At 73.2% G+C, this 6,646-nt stretch carries 9 protein-coding genes; 7 read left to right on the forward strand and 2 right to left on the reverse strand.

All coding sequences use genetic code 11. The features are described from left to right. The 7 genes from AOK18_RS15885 to recX form a co-directional block, all read left to right on the forward strand. On the forward strand, positions 1-546 hold a 546-nt coding region (locus AOK18_RS15885), incomplete at its 5' end, for a helix-turn-helix domain-containing protein (RefSeq protein ID WP_157865108.1). After that, on the forward strand, positions 441-1,202 hold the full coding sequence (locus AOK18_RS15890; protein WP_095533907.1) for an AzlC family ABC transporter permease: 762 nt from the start codon (positions 441-443) through the stop codon (positions 1,200-1,202). The genes AOK18_RS15885 and AOK18_RS15890, both read left to right, overlap by 106 nt. Beyond that, positions 1,199-1,507 carry an AzlD domain-containing protein gene (locus AOK18_RS15895; RefSeq protein ID WP_055694782.1) on the forward strand — a complete coding sequence of 103 codons (309 nt, stop codon included), beginning with the start codon at positions 1,199-1,201 and terminating at the stop codon, positions 1,505-1,507. The genes AOK18_RS15890 and AOK18_RS15895 overlap by 4 nt, the downstream gene beginning before the upstream one ends. A gap of 370 nt (positions 1,508-1,877) precedes the next feature. Next, entirely contained in the window at positions 1,878-2,072 is a 195-nt protein-coding gene (locus AOK18_RS15900) for a DUF3046 domain-containing protein (protein ID WP_055570946.1), read from the forward strand. A 60-nt stretch (positions 2,073-2,132) separates the two neighbouring features. Then, positions 2,133-3,425 (forward strand): AI-2E family transporter, encoded by a 1,293-nt coding sequence (locus tag AOK18_RS15905; protein WP_240503198.1) that lies wholly within the window; start codon positions 2,133-2,135, stop codon positions 3,423-3,425. A gap of 298 nt (positions 3,426-3,723) precedes the next feature. Next, entirely contained in the window at positions 3,724-4,836 is a 1,113-nt protein-coding gene (gene recA / locus AOK18_RS15910; protein ID WP_055570945.1) for a recombinase RecA, read from the forward strand. A gap of 3 nt (positions 4,837-4,839) precedes the next feature. After that, on the forward strand, positions 4,840-5,664 hold the full coding sequence (recX, locus tag AOK18_RS15915) for a recombination regulator RecX (RefSeq protein WP_055694783.1): 825 nt from the start codon (positions 4,840-4,842) through the stop codon (positions 5,662-5,664). Between the two features lie 9 nt (positions 5,665-5,673). On the opposite strand, the gene AOK18_RS15920 is transcribed toward recX, so the two are convergent. Both AOK18_RS15920 and AOK18_RS15925 read right to left on the reverse strand, forming a co-directional pair. Beyond that, on the reverse strand, positions 5,674-6,084 hold the full coding sequence (locus tag AOK18_RS15920; protein WP_055570943.1) for a rhodanese-like domain-containing protein: 411 nt from the start codon (positions 6,082-6,084) through the stop codon (positions 5,674-5,676). Further along, on the reverse strand, positions 6,081-6,632 hold the full coding sequence (locus AOK18_RS15925) for a cupin domain-containing protein (RefSeq protein WP_055694784.1): 552 nt from the start codon (positions 6,630-6,632) through the stop codon (positions 6,081-6,083). The genes AOK18_RS15920 and AOK18_RS15925 overlap by 4 nt, the downstream gene beginning before the upstream one ends. Between the last annotated feature and the right edge of the window lie 14 nt (positions 6,633-6,646).

The raw sequence follows: 6,646 nt of genomic DNA on the forward strand, positions 1-6,646 counted from the left end.
CTCCGGCTGAACGGCGGAGCGCTGCCCCGGCGCCGGGTGCGCACCTCCGGCGCCCGGACCGCCGCACGCGCGCGGGTGCTGCTCGAGGAGCGGATGGCCGCGCCGCCGACGCTGGAGCAACTGGCCGACGAGCTCGGGACCGGCCCGTTCGCGCTGCTGCGGGCCTTCCGCGACACCTACGGGATGCCGCCGCACACCTGGCTCACCGACGCACGGGTGCGGCGGGCGCGCCGGCTCCTCGACGCGGGCACGCTGCCGGCGGAGGCAGCCGTCGCCGTCGGGTTCACCGACCAGCCGCACCTGAACCGGCACTTCGGCCGGATCGTCGGCGTGCCGCCGGGCGCCTACCAGCGGGAGCGCAAGAACGTACAAGACGTCCCGCGAACGTTCCGCGTACGGTCCGGGGTGTGGCAGCAGAACAACAGACAGCACTCGCAGAGATACGTGACGGAGCCGCCCCGGGCGCGAAACCGGACGGCGCCGTCGTCCGGGACGCCCTGGGGGTCGGGGTCGCCGTCGGACTTTCCGGATTCGCCTTCGGGGTGACCTCGGCCGGCAGCGGGCTCACGCTGCTGCAGACCTGTGCGCTGAGCCTGCTGGTGTTCACGGGGGCGTCCCAGTTCGCCCTGGTGGGGGCACTGGCGGCCGGAGGGAGCCCGTTCACGGCCGCGGCCGGGGCGTTCTTCCTGGGCGTGCGCAACGCCTTCTACGGGCTGCGCCTGTCCCAGCTGCTGGCCCTCCCCCGCGCGGTGCGGCCGTTCGCCGCCCAGTGGGTCATCGACGAGACCGCCGCGGTCTCCCTCGCCCAGCCCACCCGGCGCGGCGCCCGGATCGGCTTCCTGGTCACCGGGCTCAGCCTGTACGTCCTGTGGAACCTCACCACGCTGCTCGGCGCGCTGGGCGCCGAGGCCATCGGGGACACCGACGCCTGGGGCCTGGACGCGGCCGGCCCCGCGGTTTTTCTGGCCCTGCTCGCGCCGATGCTGCGGACCGGCACCGAACGGCTGGTCGCCGGGCTCGCCGTCCTGCTGGGGCTCGGGCTGCTGCCGGTCCTGCCCGCCGGGGTGCCGGTCCTGGTGGCCGCGCTCGCGGCGCCGGCCGTCCTGTGGGCCCGGGGCCGCCGCGGGGGCGCCGGACGGGACGACGCGGGGGAACGCGGTGACGCGCCGGAGCGCGACGGCACGCCGGAGGAGGACCGTTGAACATCTGGATCGCGATCGGCGTGACCGCCCTCGGGTGCTACGCCGTCAAACTGGCCGGACTCCTGGTGCCCGCCGGCGCCCTCGAACGGCCGCTCGTCCGGCGGCTCGCCGCCCTGCTGCCCGTCGCCCTGCTCGCCGCCCTGACCGCCCAGCAGACCTTCGCCGACGGCCGGACGCTCGTGCTGGACGCGCGGGCGGTGGGACTCGCGGCCGCCGCGGTGGCGCTGGTACTGCGCGCCCCGTTCCTGGTCGTCGTGGGAGTGGCCGTGGTGGTGACGGCGGGAGTCCGGGCCCTGGGCGGGTGAGGCGGCGCCGGGCAACGGACCGGACGGCGGACCGGACGGCCAGGGGGCCGGACGGTGCCGGTCCGGTCGCGGCCGGCCGATCGCGCGGCCGTACGCCGTGAGCGCGCACGGGACGCCGGCGGCCCCCGTCGGACGGGCCTCCGGGCAGGCTGGGCAAGTGCCCGCCGGCGTCACCGTACGGGCCGGGGCGGTCCTCCCGCTGCCCGGTCGGGTGGTCCGGTGAGCGGGACGCCTCCCCGCCGGTGACCCACGCGCGTGCCGCCGCGGCGGCCGGCGGCGCCCAGGGCGTGCGGGCCCGGCTGCAGGGGCACAGCGGGGTCCTCGGGCGGTGCCCGCACCGGCTCGCCCCCGCGGACGGGATACTGGTGACATGCGGTTGACGGTCTTCTGGGAACGGATGGCGGAGCACTTCGGCGCGGGCTACGCCGACACCTTCGCGCGCGATCACGTCATGTCGGAACTCGGGGGGCGCACCGTGCACGAGGCGCTGGGGGCGGGCTGGGCGGCCAAGGACGTCTGGCAGGTGGTCTGCGCGGTGATGGAGGTCCCCCGGGAAAAGCGCTGATCCTCACAGAGATCGCCGGAGGGCAGACGGCCGCCGGTGGTGTGGGCGAGACTTGCCCCCGTGGCACCCACTGAAGAGACCGGGCAGGCAGTCCAGCATCCCTCCGCACCGGGCGCGCCGCCTCCCCCGGACCCTCCGGTGGGTGGCCCGGCCCCCTCGGCCGACTCCCGCATGCCGCGCTGGCTGCCGCGCGCCATGGTGCTCGCGCTCGCGCTGGTCGCCCTGTTCCAGCTGGGCAGCTGGGCCTTCCACGAACTCACCGGTCTGCTGATCAACATCCTCATCGCGTTCTTCCTGGCGCTCGCCGTCGAGCCCGCGGTGAGCTGGATGGCCGCGCGCGGGGTGCGCCGGGGGCTGGGCACCTTCCTGGTCTTCCTGGGGGTGCTGACCGTGGCGGCGGGCTTCGTCACGCTGCTCGGATCCATGCTGGCGGGACAGATCATCACGATCGTCGAGAACTTCCCGCAGTACCTCGACTCCGTCATCAACTGGGTCAACACGCACTTCCGCACCGAACTGCGGCGGGTGGACATCCAGGAGGGCCTGCTCCGCTCCGACTGGCTGCGCACCTACGTGCAGAACAGCGCCACCGGCGTCCTGGACGTCTCCACGCAGGTCCTCGGGGGCCTTTTCCAGCTGCTGACCATCGGCCTGTTCTCGTTCTACTTCGCCGCCGACGGCCCGCGGCTGCGCCGCACCATCTGCTCCGTACTGCCGCCCGCGCGCCAGGCCGAGGTGCTGCGCGCGTGGGAGATCGCCGTGAACAAGACCGGCGGCTACCTGTACTCGCGCGGCCTGATGGCACTGATCTCCGGCATGGCCCACTACGTGCTGCTGGAGATCCTCGAGGTGCCCTACGCGCCCGTGCTCGCCGTGTGGGTGGGTCTGGTGTCGCAGTTCATCCCCACCATCGGCACGTATCTCGCGGGCGCCCTGCCCATGCTGATCGCCTTCACGGTCGACCCCTGGTACGCGCTGTGGGTACTGATCTTCGTGGTGATCTACCAGCAGTTCGAGAACTACGTGCTGCAGCCCAAGCTGACCTCGAGGACCGTCGACATCCACCCGGCGGTGGCCTTCGGCTCGGTCGTCATGGGCACCGCCCTGCTCGGCGCCGTCGGCGCGCTGATCGCCATTCCCGCGGTCGCCACCCTCCAGGCCTTCCTGGGTGCGTACGTGAAGCGCTACGACGTCACCGACGACCCCCGCGTGCACGGCCACCGCGGGACGGGTCCCGGCGACGGCGGTACCAACTCCGGCGAGCGGCGTGCCCTCGGCGTCCGCGTCCGGCAGCTCTGGGCGCGCCGGCCGGGCCCGGCACACCCCCGGGACGGGGACGCCGAGGAATCCTGAACCCGGCGGACCACCCCCTCCGTCTGCTCTGGGCCGGCGGTTTCACATCGTCGGCCCCGAGCAGACGGAGAGGGGCGGACGACTCGTGCGGGTGCCGACGGGTTCGCTTGACACGAAAATCGAACGTCTATTCTTATGGGGGTGCCGGCGGTTCCCGGGTCCGGGTGTTGTGCCCCGGTTCGGGCAGGATTGGACCCTGGTTGTCCACAGGCCGGAGGTGCGTCGGGGCGCGTTGTCAGTGGCAGGCGCTAGCGTCATTGACGTGAAGCGATCGACTCAAGCAAATCGGGTGGAACCCATGGCAGGAACCGACCGCGAGAAGGCGCTGGACGCCGCACTCGCACAGATTGAACGGCAATTCGGCAAGGGCGCGGTCATGCGCATGGGTGACCGGACGAAGGAACCCATCGAGGTGATCCCGACCGGGTCGACCGCGCTGGACGTGGCCCTGGGCGTCGGCGGCATCCCGCGCGGCCGGGTGGTGGAGGTCTACGGGCCGGAGTCCTCCGGCAAGACGACCCTGACCCTGCACGCGGTGGCCAACGCGCAGCGGGCCGGCGGCCAGGTCGCCTTCGTGGACGCGGAACACGCGCTGGACCCCGAGTACGCGAAGAAGCTCGGTGTCGACATCGACAACCTGATCCTGTCCCAGCCGGACAACGGCGAGCAGGCACTGGAGATCGTCGACATGCTGGTGCGCTCCGGCGCCCTGGACCTCATCGTGATCGACTCCGTGGCGGCGCTGGTGCCGCGCGCGGAGATCGAGGGCGAGATGGGCGACAGCCACGTGGGCCTGCAGGCCCGGCTGATGAGCCAGGCGCTGCGGAAGATCACCAGCGCGCTCAACCAGTCGAAGACCACCGCGATCTTCATCAACCAGCTGCGCGAGAAGATCGGTGTGATGTTCGGCTCGCCGGAGACCACGACCGGTGGCCGGGCGCTGAAGTTCTACGCCTCGGTGCGTCTGGACATCCGCCGGATCGAGACGCTGAAGGACGGCACCGAAGCCGTCGGCAACCGCACCCGGGTCAAGGTCGTCAAGAACAAGGTGGCGCCGCCCTTCAAGCAGGCCGAGTTCGACATCCTCTACGGCCAGGGCATCAGCCGCGAGGGCGGTCTGATCGACATGGGTGTGGAGCACGGCTTCGTGCGCAAGGCGGGCGCCTGGTACACCTACGAGGGCGACCAGCTCGGCCAGGGCAAGGAGAACTCCCGCAACTTCCTCAAGGACAACCCCGACCTCGCCAACGAGATCGAGAAGAAGATCCTGAAGAAGCTCGGCATCGGAGTGCAGGCCGAGGAGCCGGCCGACGAGAAGAGCGCGGACGCCGCCGCCCCGGCCGAGGCGACCGCGACTCCGGCCGCGGCGGCCAAGACCGCCAAGCCCAAGGCCGCCACGGCCAAGAGCTGACCCGTGACCCGACGAACCGACTGGGCCGAGTACGAATTCGCCGCTTCCGGCGTCCCCCGGGGGACGGACACCGGAAGCGGCGACGGCCCGGTCGTACACGGTGACCGGGCGCACGGGGACGGCTTCCCCGGGGACCTCTTCGGTGAGGATCCGGGGGGCGGCCGGCGCCCGCGCGGCGCCGGAACCCGTCGTGCAGAGGGCTCACGGGGGAGCGGCCCGCGTGACGGCGGGCCGCGTGGTGGGCGCGGACGCCGGGCTTTCGGCGAGGCGACCGCGGCGGACGGGGACGACTCCTCCTCACCGAGGGCCGAGCGGGAGGATTCTCCGGGGGACCCGGTCGAGCGGGCGCGGGCGATCTGTCTGCGTCTGCTCACCGGGACCCCGCGCACCCGGAAGCAGCTCGCCGACGCCCTGCGCAAACGGGAGATCCCGGACGAGGCCGCCGAGGAGGTGCTGTCCCGGTTCGAGGAGGTCGGGCTGATCAACGACAGCGCCTTCGCGGACGCCTGGGTCGAGTCCCGGCACCACGGCCGGGGCCTGGCGCGGCGAGCCCTCGCCCAGGAACTGCGGACCAAGGGCGTCGACTCCACGCTGATCGACGCGGCCGTCTCCCAGCTCGACCCCGAACAGGAGGAGGCCACCGCGCGCGAACTCGTCGCCCGCAAGCTGCGCTCCACCCGCGGACTCGACCGCGACAAGCGGCTCCGCCGCCTCGCCGGAATGCTCGCCCGCAAGGGCTACCCGGAGGGCCTCGCCCTGCGCGTGGTCCGGCAGGCGCTGGAGGAGGAGGGCGAGGACACGGAGTTCCTGGAGGGCGGCGGGTACTGAGAGCCCGCTCTACCTCCGGACCGGCAGTCCCGCCGCCCGCCAGGCCTGGAAGCCGCCGATCAGATCGGTGGCCCGGTGGAGCCCCAGCCGGTGCAGGGATTCCGCGGCCAGACTGGAGGCGTACCCCTCATTGCAGATCACGACGACGCGCAGGTCATGGCCGGTCGCCTCGGGGAGGCGATGGCTGCCCCGAGGATCGAGCCGCCACTCCAGCTCGTTGCGCTCGACGACGAGGGCGCCGGGGATCGTCCCGTCCCGGTCGCGCAGGGCCGCGTAGCGGATGTCGACCAGCAGGGCTTCCCCGACGCGGGCGGCCTCGTGGGCGGGGACCGCCCCGATGCGCTCGTAGCCCGCGCGGACCCGCTCCAGCAGTTCGTCGATCCCCGGGGCGTCTGCGGCCCCCTCCGCTGCCCCGCTCACTGCCAGTCCGCCGGGCGCTCGACCTGCTCCAGACGCAGCGTCGGGCCGGTACGGCTGTACCGGCGCATCAGGGGAAGCGGCGGGTAGTAGGCGTGTACGGAGACCGCGTGCCGCTCCGGGGACTCGTTGAGGACCTCGTGCACGTGGTGCCGGCCGAAGGCACGGCCCTGGCCGGAGGTCAGCCGGCGCTCCCGGTCCACGCCGTCGTCCAGTTCCAGCGTCTTCCAGCCGTCGGTGGGCAGCCGCACGGAGAGCGAGTTCTCCTTCAGCTCACCCGACGCGGTCATGAAGGCCCCGAGGGATTCCCCGTGGTCGTGCCAGCCGGTGCCCGTGCCGGGCGGCCAGCCGATCAGCCAGGCCTCACTGCCCGCGGGACCGTCGAGCCGTACCCAGGTGCGGCCCTCCGGGTCGAGCGGCAGGGAGGCGACCAGCCCGGCGTCGGCGGCGACGCGTCGTACGAAGCCGAGGAGGTCCGCCTGCGAGGGGCCGGCGGCAGGAGTGGGGGGCGTACCCGGGACAGCGGCCGGGCCGGGAGCCGCACCGGACACGGGGACCGCGGGGG

Source organism: Streptomyces prasinopilosus (genome assembly GCF_001419695.1).
Classification (GTDB): domain Bacteria; phylum Actinomycetota; class Actinomycetes; order Streptomycetales; family Streptomycetaceae; genus Streptomyces; species Streptomyces prasinopilosus.

What these genes read in the sequence shown, in the direction of transcription:
- AOK18_RS15900 (WP_055570946.1), top strand. Translation starts at nt 1,878, where the DNA reads ATGCGGTTGACGGTCTTCTGGGAACGGATGGCGGAGCACTTCGGCGCG.
- recA (WP_055570945.1), top strand. Translation starts at nt 3,724, where the DNA reads ATGGCAGGAACCGACCGCGAGAAGGCGCTGGACGCCGCACTCGCACAG.